Here is a 24,512-nt window from a genome sequence, read left to right on the forward strand (position 1 = left end):
AGGCGCCTGCTTGGGAGCCTGCCCTCCCGCGCAGCTCGGGTCAGCCGACCGTTTCCAGGCCTGAGTCGCCGCAGATCTTGACCAGTTCCGCTGCCGCCGCGCTGACCGCGGCCACCGCGTCCGGTTCGGCGTCGGTGTCGTGGGCGGCCACCGCCTTCGTGTACGCGGCGGACAGGGCCTGCGCCGCGTCGGCGACCGGGGCGTCGGCCGTTCCCGAGGCGGCGGTGATGTCGGTGACCACGCCGGGGTTCATCAGCGAGGCGTCGCGGACCGCGCGGACGGCCTTGCCGCAGGCGATCGCGCCGGGCGGCTCGTCGACCGGGAGTGCCGAGGCGCTGGTGACCGGTGCGCTGCTCGATTTGGCCGGCGGGGCGGAGGCGGGCTCCGGGGACGGGCTCGAACAGGCGGCGATCATGCTCGCCCCGACCAGGCCGCCGGCGATCAGGCTGCCGGCTATCAGGACGGACCGAGTGAAAGCGGGCAGTGATCGTGGCATCGGCTCAGGGTAAGGCCGCTGGGGGCGTACCCCGGGGAAACGGCACGCGGGCCGGTCGGAAACCGACCGGCCCGCGTCACGCGGTTTGTCAGCGCGCTCAGATGGCGCTGCCCTTCTTGTAGTCTTCCCAGCTCATGTTCCAGTCCGTCCAGCCGTTGCCGTTTTTCAGCTTCTCCTCGGTGCCGCTGACCGTGATCGGGTCGCCGAGCATCGTGCGGGAGAACAGCCACTTGCCCATGGCCATCGAGACGTTGACGCAGCCGTGTGAGACGTTCCGCTTGCCCTGCACGCCCTCGGACCACGGCGCCGCGTGGATGAACTGGCCGCTCCAGGTGATCCGCTGCGCGTAGTCGATCTTCGTCCGGTAGCCCTCGCCCTCGGGCAGTTCGTCGGTCGTGTCGAAGACGGTGTGTTCCTTCTTCTCGATCACGACCATCGTGCCGCTGGAGGAGGGGGTGGTCTTCTTGCCCAGGCTGACCGGGATGGTCTTGACGACCTTGCCGTCCTGCGTGACGGTCATCTTCTTGGTCTTGTTGGAGACCGTCATCACGAACGAGCGGCCGACCTTGAGGTCCACGGTCAGGTCGGAGCGGCCATACCAGCCGTCGCCCATCGGCACGCCGGCGAGCTGCACCTTGTAGAAGATCTTGGTGTAGGCCTTCCAGTACGTCTTCGGGCGGTAGTGCACCTCGGTGGGGCTGGTCCAGTGCCAGATGCCCTCCTGGGCCGGCGTCGCCGTGACCGTCATGCGGCGCTGGACGTCGTCGCGGTACTTCTCCGGGACGGAGCGGCCGAAGCGGACGATCATCGGCATGCCGACGCCCACGACGTTCCCGTCACCGAGGAAGCTCGTCACCCGGACCAGCTTCGCCGGCTTCTTCATCACCGTGAAGGTGCTGGTGGTGGAACCGCCCTTGTCGCCCGAAGGGGTGCCGTTGACGGTCACCGTGTAGGTCTTGCCCCAGCCGAGCGCCTTGGCCGGTGTGAAGACCTTCTTGTCCTTGTCGAGCGTGCCCTTGACCTCGGCGCCGTCGGCGTCCTTGACCTCGACGGAGGTGTTCTCGGCGTCCTCGGTGTCGTATTTGATCTCGGTGATCGCCTCGACGTCCTTGGCGTCCGCCGCCGGCGAGGTCACCGCCACCGTGCTCAGCGTGGGCTGCGGTGAGGGGGCGCCCGAGGCCGCGGCGTCGCCCGGCCCGCCGCCCTGCCAGGAGGGGGTCTCGGCCTTGTCACCGCTGCAACCGGCGGTGACCAGCACAGTCGCGGTCGCCAGAGCCGCCACGGCGACCTGCCACGGCCGTCGCCCGGCCCGGCTGGTCATCCGGAGCGCTCGCGCACCCGTCGACCGTTCTCCACGAAGTCCCATGATCCCTCTCACCGCGCTGTCGTCCCGGCGCCCATCTTCCCCCATGAATGCCGGGCCACCAATCCCGGTTTCGTGCCGCGGCGCCCGGAGGGTGGCGCCGCGCCGCGGGTTCAAGCGACCGAAGCCACTTTACGCTTCAAGTTTCAGGCGCCTTCCTGGGCGGCCAGTTCGGCCGGCACCGGCAGGGCGCTGCCCTTGACGAATTCCTTCCAGCTCATGTCCCACGCCGTCCAGCCGTTACCGGCGTCGAGCTTGTCCTCAGTACCCCGAACGGTGATCGGATCACCGATCAGCGTCTTGTCGAAAAGCCAGCGGGCGTTCGACGGGGACACGTTGACACAGCCGTGCGACACGTTCCGGCGGCCCTGCGAGCCGACCGACCACGGCGCGGAGTGGACGTACTGGCCGCTCCAGGTGATGCGCTGGGCGTACTCGATCTCGGTGCGGTAGCCCTCGTCCGGGCCCAGCTCGGCGGTGGTGTCGAAGACGGTGGCCGCCTTCTTCTCCATGATGACCATCGTGCCGCTCGACGAGGGAGTGCTCTTCTTGCCGAGACTGACCGGCAGCGTACGGACGGTCTTGCCGTCCTGGACCACGGTCATCTTCTTGGTCTTGTTGTCGACCTTCATGACGAAGCTGCGGCCGATCTTGGCGGTCGCGCCGCGGTCCTGGTCGCCGTACCGGCCGCCACCGGTCGGCAGGCCACCGACGGCGATGCGCACCTTGAGCTCGGTGCCGGTCTTCCAGTAGTTCGGCGCGCGGTAGTAGGCCTGGGTGCCGCTCGCGGTCCACGACCAGGCGCCGGGCTGCTCCGGGGAGGTCTTGACGAACATCCGCTTCTGGACGGCGGCCCGGTCCTTCTTCTTGATGCCCGGGTTGAACTCGACCACGACCGGCATGGCCACGCCGTAGGTGCGGTCGTCGAAGAGGTAGAGGCCGGTGCCGGTCTTGCGGGCCGGCTTGCCCATGGTGGTGAAGGAGGTGCTGGCGGTCTTGGTCCCACCGGCGGAGTCGACAGCGGTGACCGTGGCGTCGTACTTCTTGTTGGTCTTGAGGGGCTTGCTCGGCACCCAGGCCGAACCGTCGTCGCGCAGCGCCCCGGCCACTGTCTTGCCGGAAGCATCCTTGAGTGCGACGGTCGTCACCTTGCCGCCGGAGACCTTGAAACCGATCTCGGCGCTGACCGGGACGTCCTTCTTACCGGTGGCCGGAGTCACAGTGAGCGAGACGCCGGTGGAACCGCCGGACTGGCCGGACTCGGCGACACCCGACTCGGGCACCCCACCGGAAGCGGCGGCGGACGGCGAGGCGCCGACCCAGGCAGCAGGGGTGGGCTTGTCCTCATCACCACTGCAAGCAGCCAGCGCCAGCGGCGTGACCACCACCAACGCCACAACCGCCACGAGCGAGCGCCGCATGCTGACCATCCTTGATCCTCGATCCCACGTTCCGCGGGCACATCCTGCCCTACCCGCGCAACGCCAGGGGTCATCCCGACGGTGGGACTCGCCAAGACGATCATGCGGGGGTGCCGATTTCAGGCTCCCGGGAACCCCGTGTTAATGTTTCTGCGTTGTCAGCGAGCGCCGCTAGCTCAACTGGCAGAGCAGCGGACTCTTAATCCGCGGGTTGTAGGTTCAAGTCCTACGCGGCGCACAGTTGATCATGGCCCTGACCAGGTGTTTTACGTCTGGTCAGGGCCATTTTCGTCCCTTGTAGACGAATAAGTGATCCATGCGTGATCTGGAGACACTGATACACCCCGGCACAGGCCGTCATCGCCGTTCATAGCCCACTTCAGCCCGGCTGTCGCCGCGAAGTGCGCTCGGCCTGAGGGGTAGCGCACTCTCGCACGCCTGTCGGAATCGGGTAGGCCACGCCCCGGTCGGGCCCTCATCCGTGCCACGCGGCGCGTGGTTCGTCGAAGTTGATGAGGACGGTTTCGGGTGCTACCGCGTGCATGACCTGGTCCTCGACGGCATCCAGATACTCATCGCCTGCCGAGGCGGGTGGGCGCGGCGCGCCGGGTACGGGCTCAGGCCGAGCGGAGCACGATGGTGCCGAACTGCGAGGTCTCCAGGTCCACGTGGACGATGCCGCGCCCGTCGATGCCAATGACGGTGATCGCGATGTCGGTGGCCGGCTCGGGGAACAGGGTGGTGTGCCCGTCGCTCCAGCGGAACGGCATGGCCATACCCTGCGGGTCCGGCCAGGTCGTGCCGGTGACGTCGTTGAGGTCCCCCACCATGGCGGCGGTGGCGCTCGTGCCCGCCAGCAGGTCGGTCATCCGACCGTTCTGCCACAGGAACGGATGCCCGTCGCCGAATTCGGCCACGATGCTGTTGCCGCTCACCTGACCGCGATCGTTGATTGCCGTGGGGATGCTGCCGGCCCCGCCCAGGGTTCCCAGCTCGATCATCTTTCCGCGCTGCCACAGCACCGCTTGCTCGGTGGCATCCGGCCGGGTGACAGTGCCGACGACCTGACCCTCGTTGTTGATGGCCACGGCCCTGCTGTTCATCCCCTTGGGGGTGGGCAGCGTCGTCATGCGGCCGTTCTGCCACAGGAAGGTGCGGGTGACGCCGGCCCGGTCGGTGACAGTTCCGGCGACCTGGTCTCCGTCGTTGATCACGGGCGACGAGAACGAGGACCCGGCACGTGGCCGCAGATAGCTGACCGATCCGTCGCGATACTGGAACAAGCCGTCCTTGGCGTACCCGACGATGTGGCCCTTCTCGTTGATAGCGACCGGCCACGCGCCGTCGATGCCGAGAGCGGTGGGCGAACGCTCGCCGCGCGGCCACACCACGGCCACGTGGTTGCCCGCGGCGTCGACGCTCGCGCCGATCAGGTCGCCGCGCTCGTTCAGGCCGGCCGCGAACGATCCCTGACCGCCCAGGGATCTCAGCTGGATCAGCTGTCCCGTGCCGGGCGGCGGCGCGGCACCGGCGGCCGGGGCAGCGGTTGCCGCCCCGGGAACGCCGGCGGCCAGCACCGCGGTGGTGGCCGTCAGGATGACACTCAAATTCCGGATCAGGTGCATGCGATCTCCCTGGATGCCGAGGCGCTCGGTTAGCTACCTCGTCATTCAGTTGGTCACCGGCCGCGCCGGGGCCGGGCGTCCGGCCAGGATGGCCGGCGACCATGCTCTGGAAGCGGAGGTTCTCCCTGACCGGCCCGGACAGTCATCGAGCAGCGGCAGCGGTGGGCCCTGGAGGTTGCATGACGGCCTTTGGGGCCAAGCCGTTGCAGGTGTTCGCGTACGGAGGTGGGGTGCAACCTGTACAGGTTCGACGGGGAAGCTCTACGGGCACTGCAAGCCCTGGGCCGACGGCGCCACCGCTCTTGGTGGGGCCGTTTTTCGTCGCGTTGCGGACGCACGCGTCGGCTTCGCCACCTCGATGTCATCGCTTCCGCGCTACCGCCCCGTACGCGTCCAGCCACTCGGCCTTGCCGTCCGGGCGCCAATCCGTGATCTGCACCAGGCCCGGCTCCACCATCTCCAGGCCGTCGAACAAGCTGCCGATCTCGTCCGGGCTGCGCAGGACGTACGGCACCCCACCGCTCTGGGCCAGCCGTGCGGCACCCTCCACCACGGCCGGGGTGGTATTCGTGCCGTCCCACAACACCAGGAAGCTTCCCGGCGGCGTCGCCTCCATCACCCGGTTGACGATCGACGACACCACCTTGAGGCGGGGCTCGTATCCCATGACGCCCATGAACATCACACCGACCGGCTGGGAGAAGTCGAGCACCTTCGCCGCCTCGGCGAGGATCAGCTCCGGGTCGTGGTAGTCGGCGTCCACATGCGTGGCGCGGCCCTTGCCGCCGGTCCCGGCCATCAGGGCCTGGGCGTGCGCCAGCACCATCGGGTCGTTGTCCACGTAGACGACCCGCGAGTCGGGTGCGACCGCCTGGGCGACCTCGTGGGTGTTCTGCATCGTCGGCAGTCCTGTGCCGATGTCGAGGAACTGCCGGATGCCGGCCTCGGCGGCCAGGTACCGGACCACCCGGATGAGGAACTGACGGGAGTGCTTCGCCATGAGCACGATCTCGGGGTAGACCTGCGCCACCGCGTCCCCGGCGGCCCGGTCGGCGGCGAAGTTGTCCTTGCCGCCCATCCAGTAGTTCCAGATCCGTGCCGCATGCGGCACATCGGGCTGCAGCTGGGCGGAGATCTCGTCCTCAGTGGGCGCCATGAGCACGTTTGTACGGGACCCACCCGGGGTGCACAAGGGCGATGCGCGGCCGACCACGCCGAGGACGCGGTCGCACGCGAGGAAGCCGAACCGGCGGGAATCGTTGCGGTGGCCGGGGTTGTCACTCAGCACCGTGAAGCTGCGCGGCGGGACCCGGCCGTTCTCGGTGGCGCACCGGGCAGGCAGGCCGGCCGGCACCGGATCACCGGCCACCGCCGTGCACCGCTTGACCATCCACACCCGACGCTCGGCGGGATCGGCCGCCGGAGCGGCGCGGTAGGAACCGTCACCGCCGTCGGGATGCTCCACGACGACGATCTGACCGGGCCGCACCGCGGTGCCGCGGACCCGCCGGACCAGCAGCCGGTCCCCGTCCTCCAGCGTCGGAGCCATGCTGCGTCCCCGTACGGTCACGACGACCAACCGCCGCCGCGCGACGACGAGCACGACGCCGGCGGCCGCACAGACCAGCGCGGCCACAGTCACCACGCCGCGGGCGGTCATCGCGCCACCGCCGTCCGGTCCGGCCGGGCGGGTGGCTCGTCACCGTCGGCGTAGCCGCGCGCCTGCGTGGTGAACAGGTCGGCGTAGATCCCGCCCGAGCCGATCAGCGAGCCGTGGTCACCGGTCTCGACCACCCGGCCACCAGCGAGCACCGCGATCAGGTCCGCGTCGCGCACCGTGCTGAGCCGGTGCGAGACCAGCACGGTGGTCCGTCCCGCGCGATGGCGGGCCAGCCGCTCGTGCAGGTCGTACTCCGCACCGGCGTCCAGGCCGGAACTGGGCTCGTCGAGGATCAACAGGTCCGGGGTCTCCCGCAGCAGGGAACGGGCCAGGGCCACCCCCTGCCACTGGCCTCCGGACAGGGTCACACCGGTGTCGACGTCCTCGTCTGCGGCGGCGAAGACCCGGCTCAGCGTCGTGCCGTACCCACGGGGCAACCGGGTGACCGCCTCGTGCACACCGGCGAGGCCGGCGGCGGTGGCCACGCGCTGCCCATCCTCCGCGGAGTCCACCGCCGCCAACGCGACGTTCTCCGCCACCGTCAGGTCGTACTGCATGAAGTCCTGGAAGACCGCGCTGATCCGGGCCCGTACCAGGTCGAGGGGCAGGTCGCGCAGATCGACGCCGTCCCACAGCACCGCCCCCCGGGTCGGGTCGTAGAACCGGCACAGCAGCTTGACCAGCGTGCTCTTGCCGGAGCCGTTGCGCCCCACCAGCGCGACCGTCCGGCCGTACGGGATCACCAGGCTCACGCCGCGCAGCACCCACGGGTGGTCCGGGCCGTACCGGAACCAGACGTCGCGCAGCTCGATGCCGGTACGCAGTCCCGGCACCGCGGCCACCGGCCCGCCCGCCGGTGCGGCAGCACCGAGCTCCAGCACACCGAGGTAGTGCTCGAAGAGCAACAGCGACTGGTGCATACGGGCAGCCGATGCGATCGCCATCGCCAGTGCCGACTGCACCCCGGCCACCGACGCGAGAAAGATGGTGACGTCCCCGGCGGTCAGGCGGCCGCTCGTCGCGGCGCCGACGGCCCACACCAGGCCCGCACCGGAGACGACCGCGGCCACCGCCGCGAGCGCGCCCTGGACCAGCAGGGTCCGCCGGTCCAGATGCTCCTCGATGGCGTCGACCGCCTGCCGTTCGTTCCGCATCCGGCCGCGCAGGAAGTCACCCGCGCCGAAGAGGCGGATCTCCCGGGCGGCCCGTATGTCGGTCAACATGCCGGCGTAGAACATCTCCCGCCGCTGACGCGGACTGATCTCCCAGTACGCGCGGCCCTGGCGCCGGGACAGCCACAGGTGGGCGGCGAGGGCGGGCACGCTGGTGCCGAGCAGGGCGGCCATCATGAACGGGCTGACGGTCGCCAGGGACACCACGAACCCCGCCGACACCGCGACCGCGCCGGCCAACCCCAGCGCGCCCTCCAGCACCTGGGTGGGGCTGCTGCCCGCCTGCTGGGCCAGGCTGACCCGGTCGAGGAACCGCGGATCCTCGAACGGTTCCAGTCCGGGCAGCCGGTTGACCGCCGCGTAGAGGCGGTCCTGCGCGAGCAGTCCCACCCGCCGGCTCAACCGTCCCTGCAGGTACCGGACGATCAGCGGAAGGGTGACGGCCGTCCCCGCGGTCACGGCCAGCCCGATGGCCAGCATGAGCACGGTCGCTTCGGGGACCGGCTGCCTGGTGAGGCTGTCCAGGACCAGTTTGAGAAGCCAGGCGGAGGACACCGGCACCACCGCACCGACGACCGTCACCGATACGTATCCCAGCAGGGACCCGCGGGCCGACCCCCACGCCAGGCCGAACGTGCCGGTCAGGCCGCGCAGGGAAGTACGGGTCGCCGGCCTGTCCGCGACGCCACCCACCGTCATGCGGGCTGCGTCACGGGCAGCTGGCCCGGCCGGTACGCGGCCCCGAGCACCGTCCCGGAGCCGTCGAGCAGGAAGTAGGAGGGGTACCCGTGCACCTGGAACGCCCGGCACAACGGGCCGTCCGGCAATTCGATCACCACCCGGGCGACCGGGGACAGCCGGTCCAGCAGCGGCGCCGCCTCCTCGTCCGTCCCCACGACGACGGCGAGGACCTGCTCGCGGCCTCCGGCCACCTTCCCGGCGAGCTCGATGAATGTGGGCATGTGCTCCTCGCAGGGTGCGCAGCCCGGCTTGACGAACGCGACGAGCTGCTCGCCGGCGGTGTCGTCACGGGTGACCGGCGCACCGTCGACGGCCGTGGCCCGGTACCCGCCGACCCGCTCACCGGCCGGCATGAGGTCGAGATCGCCGGCGTGGGCCCCGGCACCACCGGCCAGCAGGGCACTGTGTTCGCGCAGCCGTTTCACCACGCCGAGAACGAGAAGGAGATTGAGACAGGACAGCGCGCCGACGAACACCACGGCGGAAACGACGTACGGCATGGTGATCCCTTTCAGGTCGATGACGGGTGCACAGCGTCCGGTGTCCGCGCTGTACCGGAGAACAGCTCAGCGAGGTCGTCCAAGCGGACGGCCAGCGCTGCGAGAACGAGGCCGGCCGCAACGGCGACGGCGACGCCACCGGGCTGCGCGGCCGGCCGGCCGGCCGGACTCAGCACGGCGGCGACGGCGACCACGAGGAGCAGACCGTTGCGCAGCAGGTGGCGCCGGCGCAACGGCACCGCCGCACCGCCGAAGCACCGGCAGGCGGCCCCGGTCCGGCGGACCAGCGCCCAGGCGACGCCGGCCGTCAACACGCCCAGCAGCGCCACCGCGAGCACCGCGCCGGGCCGGGCGGTGGCGTTCCGGGCCAGCAGCACCGGCACCGCCACCTCGGTCGCCGCCAGTGCGACGGCGACCGGCCACAACGTGATGGTGGGCAGCATCCGCAGAGCCCGCAACGACTCCACGTACTCGGCGAAGGCGGACCGGCTCCGCAGCTTCCCGACGGCAGCCGCCAGGAACACCGCGCCGATCAGGACGCGGCAGGCCACCCAGACGTACATGTGCCGTCCTTTCAGCAGACGCGGAGGTTGATCCACTGCTGGCGGTAGACGAAACAACCCTCGAACGTCTCGGCGTAGCAGGTGTACAGGCATTGCATGAAGCCGCCGCTGCAGCGGTACTGGACGCAGCAGCAGGTGCCGCAACAGGCCGCGTGTGCCTCGGCCCGGGGGACGAAGCGGCTGAGCAGCCGGTCACCCATCCCTGCCAGGGAGCGCACCCGGTGATGGGTGGCGATCCGATCGATCTTCGACATTGCTCCTCCTTCGACGTCGCGGTGTCCGGTGGCGGACTGAGGACTGCACACCGGTCCGTGATTGCCCTTGAATGCACATGGTCGGTCGCGCCGCCTTACCGATCGCTTACCGCAAACGTCCGTCCTTGTGGGACGGCCAGGGCGGCGTTGCTCACCTTGTGACGGGGGTTCCAGGTGACAGATCAGCGGCGTCTGCGGTTCGGCGTTCTCGGACCGTTATCGGTGGAATACGACGGCAAGCCGGTCGCCCTGCCGCAGTCCGCGGTGTTGCGAGGTCTGCTCGGGGTGTTGCTCGCCGCCGGGGATGATCTGTTGTCCGCGGACCGGCTCGCGCACCTGGTGTGGCCGGACGCGCCGGACGGGGTACGGCCGGGGTCCGTCCATGTCGGGATATCCCGGCTGCGGCGGTGGCTCGACGGGTTGCCCGCCTGCGCGGCCGGTGAGCCGGTACGGCTGAACCGCTCGCCCGGCGGGTACGGCTTGGAGGTCCGACCGGCGGCGGTGGATCTGGTGTGTTTCCGCGAGCTGGTCGCCCGTGCGGAGCGGGCCGACGACGACAGCCGGTGCGAGTTGCTGCGGACCGCCCTCGGACTGTGCCGGGGTTCGGTGCTGGCAGACCTTCCGGGCCTTCCGGCGTACGATCCGCTCCTGCGCCGGGTCCGTGAGGAAGTCCGCGCGGCCGGCCTGGCACTGGCCGAGACCGCGTCGGCCGGCGGCCGCGGCCGGCTGGCGGTCGACTGGCTGGAGGACCATGTCCGCCGGGAACCGCTCGACGAGCCGGCTCACGCCCGGCTGATCACCGTGCTGGCCGCGTGCAACCGTCCGGCGGAGGCGCTGGCCCGGTATGAGCACCTGCGTACCCGGCTGGCCGACGAGCTGGGCGTCAGCCCCAGCGACGAGGTCCAGCAGGCATACCTGGACCTGCTCGCCGGAGACCGCGACGTCACCGGCGCGGGCGGTTCGCAGGTGCACCCCCGCCCGGGTCAGCTGCCGCCCGACGTCGCGGACTTCACCGGGCGCGACGAGCAGCTCGCAGTGATCCTCTCGAACTGTTCGGACGTCGACAGGTCGCCGACAGCGGTCCGGATCGTGGCGATCACCGGGCGTGCCGGGGTCGGCAAGACGGCCTTGGCCACCCGCGCCGGTCACCTGCTGAGCGCGGCGTTCCCCGACGGTCAGCTCTACGTCGACCTGCACGGCAACGAGGCCGAGCCGGTCGATCCGGCCGAGGTGCTGGCCCGATTTCTCCGGGCGCTGGGCATGGACGGATCCGCCGTACCGCAACGCCTCGACGAGCGCGCCGAGCTCTACCGCGGCGAGCTGGCGCAGCGACGGATGCTGGTCGTCCTCGACAACGCCGCCGGGGCGGGACAGGTACGAAGGTTGCTCCCCGGAAGCCCGTCCTGCGCCGTCCTGGCCACCGGGCGCCGCCAGCTCGCCGGGCTCAGCGCCCGGTGCGTCCGCCTCGACGTGCTCGACCATGCGGTCGGTCTCGACCTGCTCCGGGTCCTCGTGGGGGCGCAGCGGGTCGCCGCCGAGCCCGGCGCGGCGGACGAGATCATCCGGTTGTGCGGGGCGCTCCCGCTCGCCATCCGGATCGCCGGCGGGCGGCTGGCGCGACTCCCGCACCGGTCACTGCGCTGGCTCGCCGACCGCCTCGCCGACGACCGGCGGCGGCTCAACGAGCTGCGCCTCGAGGATCTGGAGGTACGGGCCAGCCTGGAGCTGTCCTACCGCAGGCTGAGCCGGCCGGCGGCCCTGCTGTTCCGTTGCCTCGGTGCGCTGCAGGCACCCGAAGTGCCGGGCTGGGCCTGCGCCGAGATGCTCGACGTCGCGGCCGAGTCCGCCGAGGACACCGTCGACGAACTCGTCGACACCAACCTCGTCGACGTCACCGCCCCGGACCCGCTGGGGCAGCGCCGCTACCGTCTGCACGACCTGGTGCGGATCTACGCACGTGAGCAGGCCGGCGCGCCGGGCAGTGACGAGGAGCTACGCACGACGCTGCTGCGCGCGCTCACCGGTTGGTACGTCCGGGCCCGCCAGGCCGATCGCATGCTCGGTCACCGGCTGCCACGGCCGGCGTTCAGCGAGCCGGCGGCCACGCGGGATCTCGACGACAGCCGCGTCCCCGATTCCGGGCAGCGGACCGACCCGCTCACCTGGTTCGAAGCCGAACGCACCGCCCTGGTGGCCGCCGTGCAGCAGGCGCACCACGAGGGCGCGGACGCCCTCAGCTGGGATCTGGCCAGCCGGCTGACCGGCTTCTTCGAGAACCGCAGTCACAACGACGACTGGCACAACACGCACCGTACGGCCCTGACCGCCGCCCGTCGTGACGGCGCCGCCGCGGGGCAGGCACTCATCCTGCACCGGCTCGGGGAGCTGCATGCCAACAAGGACGAGTACGAGGAGGCGCTCGACTGTTTCACCCAGGCCCGGGACATCCTCGCCCGGGTCGGCGACCGGCTGGCCGAGGCCCACGTCCTGCGCAGCGCCGGCGTGGCGCAGCGCATGGTCGGCCAGATCGACGAGGCCCGCCGGAGCCTCGACACCGCCCTGGCCACGTTCGTCGAGCACGATGACCGGATCGGCATCGCCGGCGCGCAGCACGGCCTGGGCGCCATCCACCGCGAGCAGGGCCGCCTGGACGCGGCCGCGGCCAGCTACCAGCACGCGCTCACACTGCTCGAGGACCTCGGCGACCGGCTCACCGAGGCGCTGGTGGCCTGCAGCCTCGGCGTGGTGTTCCGGCTGGCCGGCCGAACCGCGGAGGCGAATGCCAGCCTGCTCCGCAGCCTGGAACTGAGCCGCAGTGTCGGGCACCGGCCCACCGAGGCGTACGCCCTCTGTTACCTCGGCGAGTTACGGGCCGAACAAGGCGACACCGACGTCGCCGGCACCTTGCTCGACGCCTCGCGTGAGCTGTGCGAGGAGATCGGTGAACGGTTCGGCCTCGGGCTGGCCTGGCGGGCCATCGGCAGCCTGCACCGCAGCACCGGCGATCTGGCCGCCGGTCTGGACGGGCTGACCCGCGCCCTGCGGATCTGGACCGAACTCGACATACCCATCTGGCGTGCGCGGACTTTGGAGACGATCGGCGACATCCGGGCCGGGCAGGGCCGGCGGGAGCAGGCCATGGCGGACTGGCGGTCGGCACTGGAGATCTACCGGTCGCTCCAGGCATCCGAGGCCGCGCCGCTCGCCCACCGGATCGGGCTCACCGGCCGCGTGCCCACCATGCGCGAATAGCGTTCGAACCACAGGCCACCCGATGGCGTCCTGATCCGGGATTGCCGGTCCTGAATTGGGCATTGCTTTTCGCCGGGCAGGACTCCGCGACTCCAGAGCTGCGGGAAACCCACCTTGGCCAGGAAGTTCCTCCTCGGCACCGAACGGCGCAGCGCGATGGCTGAACGGGGGACCGGCCGGGGCCTACGGGGGTAGGCGAAAGGGTGAATACAGCGTGTTAAGTCACGCAAACCGCATTTCATCGCAGAATGGTGCGAGGCGGGAAGCATCCGGTCGCGACTCCTCCGTCCGATGCCCACGATGCTCGTTGCCCAGCGCTGACCGCCGTGCCGTTCCCTGATGGATGAGGACTCCATGACTTCCGCTTCGCCGACGAAGCCCGCCATCCCCGAACCGTTCACCCGAAGCGCGGACATGCGGTGTCTCCCGCTGCAACCTCGGCTACCGGACGGGCTCGACCTCGAGATCGTCGTCCCGGCCTACAACGAGGAACGCCGCATCCTGCCCACGCTGGTGGCCCTGGGACGGCAGCTGCGGGACATGCCGATAGCGGCCGGCCTGCGTGTTGTCGACAACGGCAGTTGCGACCGGACGGCCGAGATCGTCGACCAGGCGGGAGACATCGGCGTACCGGTCGCCGTCTCCGGCTGCTCGCGTCAGGGTAAGGGCGCCGCCGTCGCGCGCGGCATGGTCACCAGCGCCGCGCGCTGGGTCGGCTTCTGCGACGCGGACCTCGCGACCGATCCGAGTGCCATCGCCGACGCCGTGCGGTTGCTGGAGCGGGGCTGGCAGGTGGTCGTCGGCTCGCGTCGCTGCGCTCAGGCCCAGGTCGTCGCCCGGCAGCCGCTCGTACGGCGGTTGGGGAGTTCCGCCTTCCACCGGGCGACTCGCCGGTACACGGGAGGGATCTCCGACACGCAATGCGGGTTCAAGTTCTTCGACGGTCTCGTCGCGTCCGTGCTGTTCAGCGGTATCGAGCTGGACGGCTTCGCCTTCGACGTCGAGGTGCTGGCCCGGGCGCACGCCCTGGGCCTGAGCACGGTCGAACTGCCGGTCGAGTGGCGCGACCAGCCCGGCAGCACCTTTGCGCCGATGCGCGACGGCGTACGAGTCGCCGGTGATCTCTGGCGGCTGCGGCGTATCTCCCCGGCCTGGGCGCAGGTGGTGGTGTGACGACGCGTGCTCAGCCGCACCCGGGACTCGACCCGCACGCGCATATCGTGATCTGCAACTGGCGCGACAGCCGGCATACCCAGGCCGGCGGGGCCGAGCTCTACTGCGAGCGGGTGGCGCAGCAGTTGCGCCGACGAGGTGCCCAGGTCACTCTGCTTACTTCGCGTCCCAAGGGTGCCGCCCGGTCCGAGGAGACCGACTTCGGCCGAACCGTACGCGGCGGCGGAACCTTCACCGTTTACCTGTTCGCGCTGTGGTGGCTGCTGTGGCACCGGCGCTCGGTCGACGCCGTCATCGACTCGCAGAACGGCATCCCGTTCTTCTCGCCGCTGGCCGTTCGCCGGAGCACGCCGGTGATCCTGCTGATCCATCACGTGCACCAGCACCAGTTCATGCTTTACTTCCGCTGGCCGCTGAACCGGATCGGGCAGTGGCTGGAGAAGACCGCAAGCCGGCGGGTGTACCGCGAGCGGGCGATCTGCGTGGTCTCGCCGTCCTCACGCACCGAGGTTCGCCGCCAGCTGCGCCTGCGCGGGCCGATCTTCGTGGCGGCGTGCGGGCAGGACCGCCCCGTCGGCCTGGACCGGGTCCGATCGGAGCGCCCGCGCATCGTGGTCGTCGGTCGCGTGGTCGGGCACAAACGCTTCGACGTGCTGGTCCGGGCGATGCCCACGATCCTGGCCCGGTGCCCCGGCGCGGAGCTGCACGTCGTCGGTGATGGCGCCCAGCTCGGTGAGCTGCGACAGCTCGCCGAGGCCGGCGGAGTCGCCGACGCCGTCCACTTCCACGGCCGCGTCAGTGATGAAGCCCGTGACCGGCTGCTGCGCAGCGCCTGGGTCACGGTCGGCAGCTCGGTCGGCGAAGGGTGGGGCCTGTCGATGGTGGAGGCCGCCGCGGCCGGTGTGCCCGCCGTCGGACTGCGGGTGCCGGGGCTGCGGGATTCCATCCTGGACGGGCACACCGGCTGGCTGGTCGATGAGGTGGACGACCTGGGCAGCGCTGTCGTCGACGCCCTGCACCGGCTCACCGATCCCGTGCTGGCTGCCGCCATGGAACAGCGTTGCCGCGCCTGGGCCGGCCGCTTCACCTGGAAAGCCACCGCCGACCGGCTGTTCGCGGTCTTGTCCGGTGAGTCCGGCCGCCTCCGGGCCGGTGCGGCCGGTCCCGCGCGGGCCAGTGATGCCACCACCCTCATCGAACTGCCGGTGAGCGGGCTGTCCGGCGCGGATCTGACCAAGCTCCCCGGCACCGATCAGATCCAATTCGGCGCCGGCTCGGTCCGGTTGCTGATGTTGGGCGGTGACGAGCACGACGCACTCGTACGGCTGCGCCTCAGCGGTGTCGAAGGACCCGTGACCGCGCGGCCCGCCCGCCCGTTCGAACTGCTGGGCTGGCCGCACAACCTGCTGGACGTTCGTCGGCCGGAGATTCTCGCCCCCGCCGCACCGGCCTGACCTCGATCCTCCCGACGATCAAGAAACGCCATCGAATGACGTTGAGCACGACGCCCGAGGCGGCTGCCGGACCGCGGCGCCTACGGATCATCCACTTCGCGTACGAGGACAAACGGCAGCCGGGAGCGGGCGGTGGCTCGGTCCGGACCCACGAGATCAACAAGCGGCTCGCCCGTAACCACGACATCACCGTTGTCGCCGCCGGCTGGCCGGGCGCGGCGGACCGGGTCGAGGACGGCGTCCGCTATCGGCACGCCGGCTCGGGCCGCACGCGGGCGAGGGCGCTGGCCTATTTCGCCCGGCTTCCCTGGCGCGCGATGACCGCCGACGCCGATCTGATCGTCGAGGATTTCGGCGCCCCGATCAGCACCGTAGGCCTGCCGTGGTTCACGGGTACGCCGGTGGTCGCCATGGTGCAGTGGCTGTTCGCCGATCGCATGGCGAAGAAGTACCGGTTACCGCTGCACCTGATCGAGCACCTGGGTGTGCGGGCCCACCGCCATTTCATCGCGGTCTCGGAGGACCTGGCGAGCACCCTCGCCTCGCGGCGCCCTGGCACCCGGGTCGACGTCGTCCCCAACGGAGTCGAGGAGGCCGCGTTCGCTGCCGATGCCGGGCGCGTGGCGCCGCGCGACCGGCCGTCGATCGCTTTCCTGGGCCGGATCGATACCGCGCAGAAGGGCCTCGACGTACTGATCCGGGCGCTGCCGTTGCTGCCTGCGCGCTCGCTCGCGGTGATCGGTGACGGTCCCGACGAGGCGGAGCTGCGGCGCCTCGCTCGCTCGCTCGGCGTCGACACCCGGATCAGCTGGCTCGGCCGCGTCGAGGGGCAGGCCAAATACGATCTGCTCGCCGCCGCCGGCGTCGTCGCGGTTCCCTCCCGCTTCGAGACCTTCGGGATGGTGGCCGTCGAGGCGCTCGCCGCCGGCACGCCGGTGGTGGCCTCGGACATCGACTGCCTGCGCCAGGTGGTTCCCGGCTCCGTGGGGTGCAGGGTGCCGGTGGACCGCCCGGATCTGCTGGCCGAGGCGTTGTGCGCGCTCCTGCAGGACGAGGCGGCGGCCGCCCGGCTCGGCTCGGCTGGCCGCGAGTTCGCGCGCGGCTTCAACTGGGACCACCTCGCCGCACAGCAGGAACGTGTCTATCTCTCGGCCGCGGGCGAGCACCGCCCGCGCCACCTTCTCCCCCGGTCCCGGTTCCGCCGGGCGGCCGCATCCGACGAGATCCGGAGTCTGGCGTGAAAGCCCCATCCGTGAACGACCTCCAGCCAACCTCGTTCGTTTCCCGGCCATGGGCACTGGTCACGCGCCGAGACACCCACCGGCCCGTCGCCCGCAACCTTCTCTGGCTGGTCGTGGCGACGCTCGCCGCGGCGGTGTTCGCACTGCGTGTCACCGGCCTCGGCACCGCCTATGACGCCTTCATCGACGAGCCGTTCTACACCCAGATGGGCGCGTCGGTGGCGGCCGGCCACCTTCCGCCACTGAACTTCGGAACGCCGTTTCTGCTGCACCCACCCGGATTCTTCCTCCTCGAATCGCTGTGGCGCGACATCGTGCCGGTCGACGGCGACCTGTACCACGACATGATTCTGATGCGGCTGATGCAGCAGCCGTTCGCTGTCGCCACCGCGCTCCTGCTGTTCGGGCTCGTCCTGCGTCTGGCCGGATTCGGCCCGGCGGTGGTTGCCGCCGCGCTGTTCGCGCTGGATGCCTTCATCCTGCGGCAGAACGGCCGGGTCCTGATCGAGACCGCCACGGTCACCTTCGTCATGGCCGGCTACCTGCTCCTGACCCGCCTGGCCGAAGGCCGCACCAAGCGGCGGACGCTCGTTGCGCTCAGTATCGGCTTGCTGTTCGCGACGGCCGTCCTGACCAAGGACATGGCTCTGCTCGTCACCGGTGCCCCCATGGCCGTCATCGCCGTACGCTCATCGGTTGTCCGCCGGTCCGAAGCACTGATCGCCGCGCTGATCCCGGTGGCCGCCTACCTGATGTACACGCTGAGCCTGGTCGTCGGCGGATACGGCGGCGCCTTCTGGAGTGCCAAGACTTCCGGGCTCGCCCGGCTGCTCGGCGCGCACGTCGTCACCGGATTCAACGCGCCGGGCACCCCGTCGCTCGCCGGCGTCCTGTGGTCCCGGGCATCCTTCTACGGCGGCAGCTATCTGCTGGTCGGCCTGGGCACTCTGGCCGGCATCCTCCTGCTGGTCCGGTCGGCGAACCCCGCGCAACGGATCCTCGGCCTGTTCACGACGGCCGCCGCACTGATGACCGGGTACAACGGTCTGTTCGGTACGTTCGAGGAGCACTTCCTCTACTTCCTCGAGCTGCCCGCCCTGGCCGCCCTGGCGGTCGTCGGCGCGCACCTCTGGCGTCATGAGATCACGCTGACCCCGCGCCTCACCGCGGCGGCCAAGCCGGTCGTCGCCACCGCCCTGGTGCTGCTGTTCTGCCTGAACGCAGTCTCCTGGGCGCGAACCCGGTCGACCGCGGACAACGGGCATCAGCTCGCGGTGCAGTGGTTGAAGGACCACGCACCCGCCGGCACCAAGGTCGCCTGGACCGACGGGCTGACGGAGTACGGACTGCAAGGTTCCGGCCTGGTGCTGTTGCCGCTCGACAAGCCGGCCCGGATGGCCGGCGCGAACGTCACCTACCTGGTGACCTGCGAGAAGATCATCGACCAGGGTTATTCCTTCGCCTCCCGATCGAGTGTGGACCGGTTCACCCATCGCTCCCCCAAGGTCTTCTCGCACGTCGGCCGGTCCTACGGCGAAGTCGCTGTTTACCGGATCACCGACCCGGACTCGTGGTGACCCGACTGCTCATCGGCGGGCGCGGACCGACTCGCCTGCCGGCCCTGCTCGATCGCGGCGGGAAGTCCCGGGCGTTGCCCCCGGCGGCGTGCGGGCCGCCCGGGCGCTTCGGGGGCGGTTTCCTGCTGATGGCCGGCGCCCTGCTCACCGGCGGTCTGAACTACCTGTACTCGCTGGCGCTGATCGTCCTGCTGCCGGCGCCCGAGTTCGCCAAGGTCGCATCGCTCAACTCGCTGCTGCTGATCGCCGGCACCGTCGCCGCCGCCACGATTCCCTGGGTCGTGGCCCGGGAGGTCAGCAACAGCGCCGCGCGCTCAGCGCGGCGGCGCCGAGCTGTCAGCTTCGCCCTGGTGGCGTCGGTGTCCGGCGGCATGCTCGCCGCTGCCGTCATCGCCCTGCTCCAATCGCGCTACACCGACCCGGCACTACTGGCACTCAGCAGCACCGCCTGCGTGGCGATCTTCGTCTCGACCGTGGCGGCCGGGCAGTTGCAGGGCGAGCAGCGCTTCGGCCGGCTGGTCGTCTTCCGCCTGCTCGAAGTCGCCGCGAAGGTGGCCACGGGCCTGGGCCTCGCCTACGTCACCCATTCGGCGACGGCGGGCATCGCCGGATTCGCGGTCGCCGCGGTCGGCTGCGCGCTGTACGGGCTCTGGCTGGTACGGGCGGAGCTGACCCGGCCCACCCTGCATGCGGCGCTCGGCCGGGACCTGTGGCGTCACGCCGCGGGAATCGGCTCTGTCCAAGGCGCGGTCGCGCTGCTGCAGACCATGGACGTCATCGTTCTGGGGCTGGCGGTGGGCAACACGACTGCCGCGGCCGGCTACCAGGCGATGCAGGTGATCGGTCGGACACCAGTCTTCCTGGCGGGCGCCGTCGCGATCGCGGTGTTTCCCCGCCTGTCGCGAGAAGCCGGCAGCCGACGCGCCTGGACGCTGTTCCGGCGATCGTTGCGGACCTATCTGATCGCTGCGGGTGCTCTCACCCTCATCATCGGGTTGCTCCCGCCCGGGGTCGCTCGCGTGATCTTTCCGGCGTCCTACGGCGTCCATCACCACCTGCTGCTGCCCGTCGCGCTGGCCGGCTTCGCTGCCGGCCTGCTCACCCTGCTCGCCACCTGGTTCCAGGCCACCGGCCAGTACCGCCTGGTGTTGTCACTGCTCGGCGCCGGCGTCCTGCTGACGGCGACGGTGCTGACACCGATGGCCGCGGACATCACCCGGACTGCCTGGACCACCGCCGCCTGCCTCTACGCCGTGTCCGCAGCATTGTGGCTTCTCGCCCGCGGCCGGCGGCGCCGGCGAAACGCCTAGGAAGCGAACTTGTCTTCGTTGAACCAGAAGACCGCGCTGTAGCCGTAGTCCGCCGCGGCAGCGAATGCCGCTCGCACGGTGGCGCTGTCCGCGCCGGCAGTGTTCTCCCCGGCGACCGGACGCCCGTTCGCACGGGCGATGGCGGACAGCTCCCGCGCCGGGCTCCACCCGCCCTCGTCGTCGCCCGGATAGGCGGTGGGACCGTCGATCCAGGTCGTATAGGGCGTGATGTTCGCGTCACCGGCGGGGTAGGCCGCCACCTGCGCCGCCCAGTCGGTGCCCTGGCTGATGTCCTGGCCCAGCGACGCCGTGCTGGTCGCCGAGAGGTCGAAGCTGATCGCCTCGGCGGCCTGATCCGTCTTCGCCCGCGTCCGGACCCCGTACGACGGGTAGAGAACGTACAACGTGCCGCGGAAACCCGCCGTGCGGTAGGTCGCGATCTGCCAGTTCTGGTAGCCGGTCAATGCGTTGCGGTACCAGTTCCAGAAGGCCCGCGCCTTCGCGTGGGTGAAATCGGCCGCGCTGGTGCCCGACGTGATGGAGACGTCGTCGTACCAGAAAGTGCCCGGCGCCGCGCCCAGCAATTGCACCGTCTCGGTCGAACTGCGCGCAACGAAGGTCGATCGCACCGTCGTCCAGACCCCGGCCGTGCCGGCCTTGGCGCAGGTGCCGGTGGTTCCCGCGATCCGCACGCAGGGCGCGACCCGGTTCGCCGACTTCACCCGCGCCGTGAGCGTGTACTGCCGCCCGACCGCGACCCGCACGTTCTGGCTGGTCACGCCGCTTGTCTTCTGCAGGTTCGGCGCGACTTTGTCACCCGCCGCCAAGGTCCATCCGGCAGTTCCGGCCTCGAAGGTCCCGTTCACCACCGGGTTCGGGATCCACCCCGGCACCGGATTGCTCTTCAGCGCGTTCCCGCTGTAGCCCCAGAGTGAGTTGGCCCCGGAGATCGGGTAATGCAACTCCCCGTACCATCCGCCGCCGACCCGGATCCCGGCCAGGTTGTCCGCACCCAGGTCTTGAACAACCTTCTTGAGGTACGTCCCCAGCGCCGCCCGCACCGCCGGATCGAACACGACGTCGGGGACGTCCTTACCGGGCTCCTGGGACGAATACGCATTCCCGTACTGGTCGACGAATCGCGTGTGCCGGCCGAGCCCGAAGACCCATTTCGGCGTGTAGTGGATCCCGAGGTCCGCCACCACGGCGAACCCCTGAGCCCGGTAGGTCGCCAGCTCGGCCCGTTTCGCTGCCGCATAGGTCGCAGACCACGTACCGTTCGCGGGCTGGTACGCGTCCCAGGCCAGTTCCAGCGTCTTCTGCGTGACCCCGCCGCCCCGCTGGGCCGGCCCTCGCGATGTGTCGACATCCGCTGCCGCCGACCCGGTGACCATGCCGACCGTCAATGCCTGCGCGGCGGTTGCCGAAGCCGCCGGCACGGACACGACGGCCACCACTGCAGCCACGACAGAGCCGACCACACCACGAAGAATTCTCTGGACCATGCGTCGCCCATCGGTCGCGGCGACGGCTTTCTCAAGGATCGCTCCGACCTGCTACCAACCGGAAACGTATTGACTCCGCTGCCGTTCAGGGCCGGTCTTCGGGTGGTGCGCAGGCCAGGTGCTGGCGGTCGCCGCCCGCGTGCACGTACCGGGCCTTGCGGGCCCCCGCCGGCGCCGGGCCGTCGGGTGAGGCGTAGAGGGATGGCTGAGGGCTGGCGGACGTCTCGAACGGCGTCGGCGGAATGTCCTTCGCCCGCGCCACACCCACGCAGAAGACCACCTTCCCGGCATTCTCCGGGAGCTGCAACGCGGGCTTGAAGGCGAACCCGTACGGATGAGCGACCTTGAGCGGCAGCCGCACCGTGGCCGACCCGGTCAGCTCAGCCCCGGCCGGAAGCACCGTCCCGAACTGGGTGTACGGCCGGGCCAGCCCCACCTTCGGCGGCTGCGCGAAGAGCCGCTGCGACACCTCTATCGTGTCCTCGTCGCGCGGCACGACCCACGCACCCGGCGAGTTCGACACGCCGCCGTCCGTGTCGGCGGAGCTGCCGTTGAAGACGGCGATCTCGGCCGGTTCGTCGTTGCGCAGGGTGTATGTCCAGGTCAGCGCTGTCGGCGTACGGGCGAATGTCGCGGTGAGGGTGGCCGCCACCGGCGGGCCGGGGCGGTCGGGCAGCGTGGGAGCTTCTTCGGTGCAGGCGGCCGCGCCCAGCAGGACGGCAGTGGCGAGCACGGCAGAGGCGGCGCGGGAGTGGAGGCGCATGTCAGTACGACGGCCGCCGGGGCGCGCCCAGTTCCTCGCGGAGGCCGTTCTCCGTGAACTGCAGCGGGTGGTCCGGGTCGATCTGTTCCGGGGTGGACGGGTCGTCGTCGTGGTCGATGGGCAGGCCCGCCGCCACCCGTTCGTAGTTGGGGACGCCTTGGTTGGTCGGGCCCTGGTACGTGTCCTCGTCCAGGGTGTCGTTGGCGTAGTCGTAGACGTGGGCCATCTCGTGGTAGAGGACCGTCACCGGCGGGCTGTTGTGCACGGTGTCGAACGACGGGTTGTATTCGATGGCCCACTTCTCGCCGAACAGCAGATTGTCGTCCGGCCACGGGGCCTTGCCGTTCTCCTCGGTCAGCTCGGAGATCGTCAGGCCGTTGCCGTCGTAGAACCAGTTGGCGCTGTCGTCGCTGGCCTTCTGCAGGTTGGCCAGCATCTGCTGACCGGTCGGCGAGGCCCGCAGCATGTCCAGGTCGGCCTCGACCCGGGCCACGAAGTCCGGCGAGCCGGTCACCTTGATGAAGTCGACGTCGTCGGAGACCTCCACGTTGACCACCCGCTCGGCCCCGCTCACGGTGTCGTCGCTCTGGCCGAACACCTGGTCGTCGCCCGCTCCCGCGACGACCGTGTCGCGGCCCCAGCCGGAGTAGAACTTGTCGTCGCCGGTGCCGCCGCGCAGGACGTCGTCGCCGCGGCCGCCGGAGATCATGTCGTTGCCCGCGCCGCCGGTCAGCTCGTCGTTGCCGGCCCCGCCCTCGAGGTAGTCCTGGCCGGCGCCGCCGTCGACCGAGTCGTTGCCGCCCAGGCCGTACGCGGTGTCGTCGCCCAGGCCCCCGCGCAGGCGATCGTCGCCGTCGCCGCCGTCGAGGTAGTCGCGCCCGTCGCCGCCGTCGAGGGTGTCCGCTCCGACTCGCCCGTACAGGTTGTCGGTGCCGGCGTTGCCGCGGACGGTGTCCGTGCCGTCCTGCCCGTCCAGGGTGTCGTCGCTGTCGCCGCCCTCCAGCAGGTCGTCGCCGGCGCCGCCGGTCACGTAGTCACGGCCGAGGCCGCCGTAGACGCGGTCGTTGCCGTCACCGCCGTGCACGTGCTCGACGATCTCGACGCCGTTCCACTCCGGGCCGGTCTCGTGGGGCAGCCGCTGCCGGCTCGCGCCGGTGGTGAGGCGGTCATCGCCGCCGCGGCCCTCGATGTGGTCGCGGCCGTCCAGGCCCAGGATGCGGTCGTTGCCGTCGCCGCCTTTGAGCACGTCGTCGCCCTCGCCGCCGAGCAGGGTCAGCCGGACCCGGGTGCCGGGAGCGACGTCCACGCTGTCGTTGCCCTCCCCGGCCCGGATGGTGAGCTGGTAGTTCGGCGGGAAGGTGGTGCTGACGCCGTTCACGGTGACGATCTGTTCACCCGTACGCGGATCGACCCGCACCTGGACGGAGTCGTTGCCGGGCCCGGTGTTGAGGACCACGGATTCGCCGTCGTAGATCCAGCTGGTGGCGCGCGCTTCGGGTGGCAGGGTCCAGCCGTCGTCCCGGCCGGCGGCGATGGGCTCCCACGTGCCGGCCAGGCTCTGGACCTCCTGGCGGGCGGTGTCGAGCTTGCCGTTCTGCACGACGAGGTCGCTGTCGAGGTCGGCGCGGATCCGCTGGGCCTCGGTGATGGCCGTGTTGATCGGCGCGAAGTCCTCGGCGGTGCGCGGCCGGAACGTGACACCGGCGCTGGTCACCGTGGCCGGCACGGCCGCCGTGGCGCGGGCCAGGGCATCGGCCAGGGCGCTCTGGGCCGTTCTGAGCAGGCCCGAGACGTTGCCGAGCGCCACCCCGAAGCCGTTGGCCGCCTCCACCGCCTCGTCCACAGCGCGGCCGAGCTTCTCGCGGTGGTCGTGGTACGTATCCGCGGCGTCGCCGGACCAGGCCTCGCCCCGCAGCGGTGCGGCCGCGTCGTCGACCGAGTCGCGTGCGGCGGAGGCGGCCCGGGCGAAGCCCCGCCATTGCTCGGCGGCGCGGTCCAGAGCGCCGGGGTCGGCCTCCAGCTCCCAGACGTTGTCGAGGGTCACCGGGTCGGGCGGCGGGATCTGCGGGGACGTCATCAGATCGGCTGCCGTCCGCCGCCGGCCCGGCGCTGCCGTTCGGCGGCCTCGGAGTCGGCCTGCTGGTAGGCGAACGCCACCCGGTAGAGCCGGTCGACGTCACCCTCGTAGACACCGGTGATGCGGCGCCACGTGGCGTCCATGGCAGCCTCGGCCCCGGCGGCCGACGCGGCGAAGGCGGGACCGGCGAGCGCGTTGCCGAACGCGGCACCCGGCGGCGTGACCCCGCCCTGGGCTGCCGACCAGCCGTCGGTCATCGCGTCGGCGCCCGCCAGGGTGGCCTTCGCCAACCGGACGATCGCGTCGGGGTCGGCACGCACCTCATCGGCCATGGGCTGCACGCTAACAACTCCGGGCCGGCCGCG

The 24,512-nt window shown here is 70.9% G+C and carries 19 protein-coding genes and 1 tRNA gene; 7 read left to right on the plus strand and 13 right to left on the minus strand.

Annotated elements, in window-relative coordinates; translation table 11 throughout:
• Nucleotides 1–40 precede the first annotated feature (40 nt).
• The 3 genes from ACZ6S4_RS21815 to ACZ6S4_RS21825 all read right to left on the minus strand — a co-directional run bounded on the left by ACZ6S4_RS21815 (nucleotide 41) and on the right by ACZ6S4_RS21825 (nucleotide 3,289).
• Complete coding sequence (locus tag ACZ6S4_RS21815; RefSeq protein WP_465476686.1) at nucleotides 41–496, minus strand: hypothetical protein; 456 nt, start codon at nucleotides 494–496, stop codon at nucleotides 41–43.
• A gap of 97 nt (nucleotides 497–593) precedes the next feature.
• Complete coding sequence (locus ACZ6S4_RS21820) at nucleotides 594–1,817, minus strand: L,D-transpeptidase (RefSeq protein WP_465476687.1); 1,224 nt, start codon at nucleotides 1,815–1,817, stop codon at nucleotides 594–596.
• 188 nt (nucleotides 1,818–2,005) lie between these two features.
• Complete coding sequence (locus ACZ6S4_RS21825) at nucleotides 2,006–3,289, minus strand: L,D-transpeptidase (protein WP_465476688.1); 1,284 nt, start codon at nucleotides 3,287–3,289, stop codon at nucleotides 2,006–2,008.
• A gap of 156 nt (nucleotides 3,290–3,445) precedes the next feature.
• On the opposite strand from ACZ6S4_RS21825, the gene ACZ6S4_RS21830 reads away from it, so the two are divergent.
• A tRNA-Lys gene (locus ACZ6S4_RS21830) sits at nucleotides 3,446–3,518 on the plus strand.
• 379 nt (nucleotides 3,519–3,897) lie between these two features.
• Here ACZ6S4_RS21830 and ACZ6S4_RS21835 read toward each other — a convergent pair.
• The 6 genes from ACZ6S4_RS21835 to ACZ6S4_RS21860 all read right to left on the minus strand — a co-directional run bounded on the left by ACZ6S4_RS21835 (nucleotide 3,898) and on the right by ACZ6S4_RS21860 (nucleotide 9,795).
• A complete protein-coding gene (locus tag ACZ6S4_RS21835; RefSeq protein WP_465476689.1) occupies nucleotides 3,898–4,905 on the minus strand; it encodes a hypothetical protein in 1,008 nt (335 codons plus the stop codon).
• Between the two features lie 361 nt (nucleotides 4,906–5,266).
• Nucleotides 5,267–6,565, minus strand: coding sequence for an SAM-dependent methyltransferase (locus tag ACZ6S4_RS21840; protein WP_465476690.1), 1,299 nt, complete (start codon nucleotides 6,563–6,565; stop codon nucleotides 5,267–5,269).
• Entirely contained in the window at nucleotides 6,562–8,436 is a 1,875-nt protein-coding gene (locus ACZ6S4_RS21845; RefSeq protein ID WP_465476691.1) for an ABC transporter ATP-binding protein, read from the minus strand. Before ACZ6S4_RS21845 ends, ACZ6S4_RS21840 begins: the two co-directional genes overlap by 4 nt.
• Complete coding sequence (locus ACZ6S4_RS21850) at nucleotides 8,433–8,978, minus strand: TlpA family protein disulfide reductase (RefSeq protein WP_465476692.1); 546 nt, start codon at nucleotides 8,976–8,978, stop codon at nucleotides 8,433–8,435. Before ACZ6S4_RS21850 ends, ACZ6S4_RS21845 begins: the two co-directional genes overlap by 4 nt.
• An 11-nt stretch (nucleotides 8,979–8,989) precedes the next feature.
• Nucleotides 8,990–9,541, minus strand: coding sequence for a MauE/DoxX family redox-associated membrane protein (locus tag ACZ6S4_RS21855; protein ID WP_465476693.1), 552 nt, complete (start codon nucleotides 9,539–9,541; stop codon nucleotides 8,990–8,992).
• 11 nt (nucleotides 9,542–9,552) lie between these two features.
• Entirely contained in the window at nucleotides 9,553–9,795 is a 243-nt protein-coding gene (locus ACZ6S4_RS21860; protein ID WP_360555079.1) for a hypothetical protein, read from the minus strand.
• Nucleotides 9,796–10,017: 222 nt separating this feature from the next.
• Between ACZ6S4_RS21860 and ACZ6S4_RS21865 the strand changes: the two genes are divergently transcribed.
• The 6 genes from ACZ6S4_RS21865 to ACZ6S4_RS21890 all read left to right on the plus strand — a co-directional run bounded on the left by ACZ6S4_RS21865 (nucleotide 10,018) and on the right by ACZ6S4_RS21890 (nucleotide 19,802).
• Nucleotides 10,018–13,047, plus strand: a complete 3,030-nt coding sequence (locus ACZ6S4_RS21865; protein ID WP_465476694.1) for an ATP-binding protein — start codon at nucleotides 10,018–10,020, stop codon at nucleotides 13,045–13,047.
• A 354-nt stretch (nucleotides 13,048–13,401) separates the two neighbouring features.
• Nucleotides 13,402–14,220 (plus strand): glycosyltransferase, encoded by an 819-nt coding sequence (locus tag ACZ6S4_RS21870; RefSeq protein ID WP_465476695.1) that lies wholly within the window; start codon nucleotides 13,402–13,404, stop codon nucleotides 14,218–14,220.
• Complete coding sequence (locus tag ACZ6S4_RS21875) at nucleotides 14,217–15,674, plus strand: glycosyltransferase family 4 protein (protein ID WP_465476696.1); 1,458 nt, start codon at nucleotides 14,217–14,219, stop codon at nucleotides 15,672–15,674. Before ACZ6S4_RS21870 ends, ACZ6S4_RS21875 begins: the two co-directional genes overlap by 4 nt.
• A gap of 35 nt (nucleotides 15,675–15,709) precedes the next feature.
• Nucleotides 15,710–16,915 (plus strand): glycosyltransferase family 4 protein, encoded by a 1,206-nt coding sequence (locus ACZ6S4_RS21880; RefSeq protein WP_465476697.1) that lies wholly within the window; start codon nucleotides 15,710–15,712, stop codon nucleotides 16,913–16,915.
• The gene (locus ACZ6S4_RS21885; RefSeq protein WP_465476698.1) at nucleotides 16,912–18,492 is read left to right on the plus strand and encodes a hypothetical protein; all 1,581 of its coding nucleotides are present in this window, start codon (nucleotides 16,912–16,914) and stop codon (nucleotides 18,490–18,492) included. The genes ACZ6S4_RS21880 and ACZ6S4_RS21885 overlap by 4 nt, the downstream gene beginning before the upstream one ends.
• A complete protein-coding gene (locus tag ACZ6S4_RS21890) occupies nucleotides 18,489–19,802 on the plus strand; it encodes a lipopolysaccharide biosynthesis protein (RefSeq protein WP_465476699.1) in 1,314 nt (437 codons plus the stop codon). Before ACZ6S4_RS21885 ends, ACZ6S4_RS21890 begins: the two co-directional genes overlap by 4 nt.
• On the opposite strand, the gene ACZ6S4_RS21895 is transcribed toward ACZ6S4_RS21890, so the two are convergent.
• The 4 genes from ACZ6S4_RS21895 to ACZ6S4_RS21910 form a co-directional block, all read right to left on the minus strand.
• Nucleotides 19,799–21,247, minus strand: coding sequence for a hypothetical protein (locus tag ACZ6S4_RS21895; RefSeq protein ID WP_465476700.1), 1,449 nt, complete (start codon nucleotides 21,245–21,247; stop codon nucleotides 19,799–19,801). The two genes, ACZ6S4_RS21890 and ACZ6S4_RS21895, sit on opposite strands and share 4 nt — an antisense overlap.
• Before the next feature lie 145 nt (nucleotides 21,248–21,392).
• On the minus strand, nucleotides 21,393–22,070 hold the full coding sequence (locus ACZ6S4_RS21900; RefSeq protein WP_465476701.1) for a hypothetical protein: 678 nt from the start codon (nucleotides 22,068–22,070) through the stop codon (nucleotides 21,393–21,395).
• A 1-nt stretch (nucleotide 22,071) separates the two neighbouring features.
• Entirely contained in the window at nucleotides 22,072–24,147 is a 2,076-nt protein-coding gene (locus ACZ6S4_RS21905; protein WP_465476702.1) for a M91 family zinc metallopeptidase, read from the minus strand.
• Nucleotides 24,147–24,479 carry a hypothetical protein gene (locus ACZ6S4_RS21910; RefSeq protein WP_451910802.1) on the minus strand — a complete coding sequence of 111 codons (333 nt, stop codon included), beginning with the start codon at nucleotides 24,477–24,479 and terminating at the stop codon, nucleotides 24,147–24,149. The genes ACZ6S4_RS21905 and ACZ6S4_RS21910 overlap by 1 nt, the downstream gene beginning before the upstream one ends.
• Nucleotides 24,480–24,512: the final 33 nt, after the last annotated feature.

This window comes from Actinoplanes sp. NPDC051405 (genome assembly GCF_055586185.1).

Excerpts from the sequence above, each read along its gene's own strand:
- ACZ6S4_RS21855 (WP_465476693.1), bottom strand. The coding sequence starts at position 9,541 with ATGTACGTCTGGGTGGCCTGCCGCGTCCTGATCGGCGCGGTGTTCCTG.
- ACZ6S4_RS21905 (WP_465476702.1), bottom strand. The coding sequence starts at position 24,147 with ATGACGTCCCCGCAGATCCCGCCGCCCGACCCGGTGACCCTCGACAAC.
- ACZ6S4_RS21900 (WP_465476701.1), bottom strand. The coding sequence starts at position 22,070 with ATGCGCCTCCACTCCCGCGCCGCCTCTGCCGTGCTCGCCACTGCCGTC.
- ACZ6S4_RS21820 (WP_465476687.1), bottom strand. The coding sequence starts at position 1,817 with ATGACCAGCCGGGCCGGGCGACGGCCGTGGCAGGTCGCCGTGGCGGCT.
- ACZ6S4_RS21850 (WP_465476692.1), bottom strand. The coding sequence starts at position 8,978 with ATGCCGTACGTCGTTTCCGCCGTGGTGTTCGTCGGCGCGCTGTCCTGT.
- ACZ6S4_RS21825 (WP_465476688.1), bottom strand. The coding sequence starts at position 3,289 with ATGGTCAGCATGCGGCGCTCGCTCGTGGCGGTTGTGGCGTTGGTGGTG.
- ACZ6S4_RS21870 (WP_465476695.1), top strand. The coding sequence starts at position 13,402 with ATGACTTCCGCTTCGCCGACGAAGCCCGCCATCCCCGAACCGTTCACC.
- ACZ6S4_RS21880 (WP_465476697.1), top strand. The coding sequence starts at position 15,710 with ATGACGTTGAGCACGACGCCCGAGGCGGCTGCCGGACCGCGGCGCCTA.
- ACZ6S4_RS21860 (WP_360555079.1), bottom strand. The coding sequence starts at position 9,795 with ATGTCGAAGATCGATCGGATCGCCACCCATCACCGGGTGCGCTCCCTG.
- ACZ6S4_RS21840 (WP_465476690.1), bottom strand. The coding sequence starts at position 6,565 with ATGACCGCCCGCGGCGTGGTGACTGTGGCCGCGCTGGTCTGTGCGGCC.
- ACZ6S4_RS21845 (WP_465476691.1), bottom strand. The coding sequence starts at position 8,436 with ATGACGGTGGGTGGCGTCGCGGACAGGCCGGCGACCCGTACTTCCCTG.
- ACZ6S4_RS21815 (WP_465476686.1), bottom strand. The coding sequence starts at position 496 with ATGCCACGATCACTGCCCGCTTTCACTCGGTCCGTCCTGATAGCCGGC.
- ACZ6S4_RS21835 (WP_465476689.1), bottom strand. The coding sequence starts at position 4,905 with ATGCACCTGATCCGGAATTTGAGTGTCATCCTGACGGCCACCACCGCG.
- ACZ6S4_RS21910 (WP_451910802.1), bottom strand. The coding sequence starts at position 24,479 with ATGGCCGATGAGGTGCGTGCCGACCCCGACGCGATCGTCCGGTTGGCG.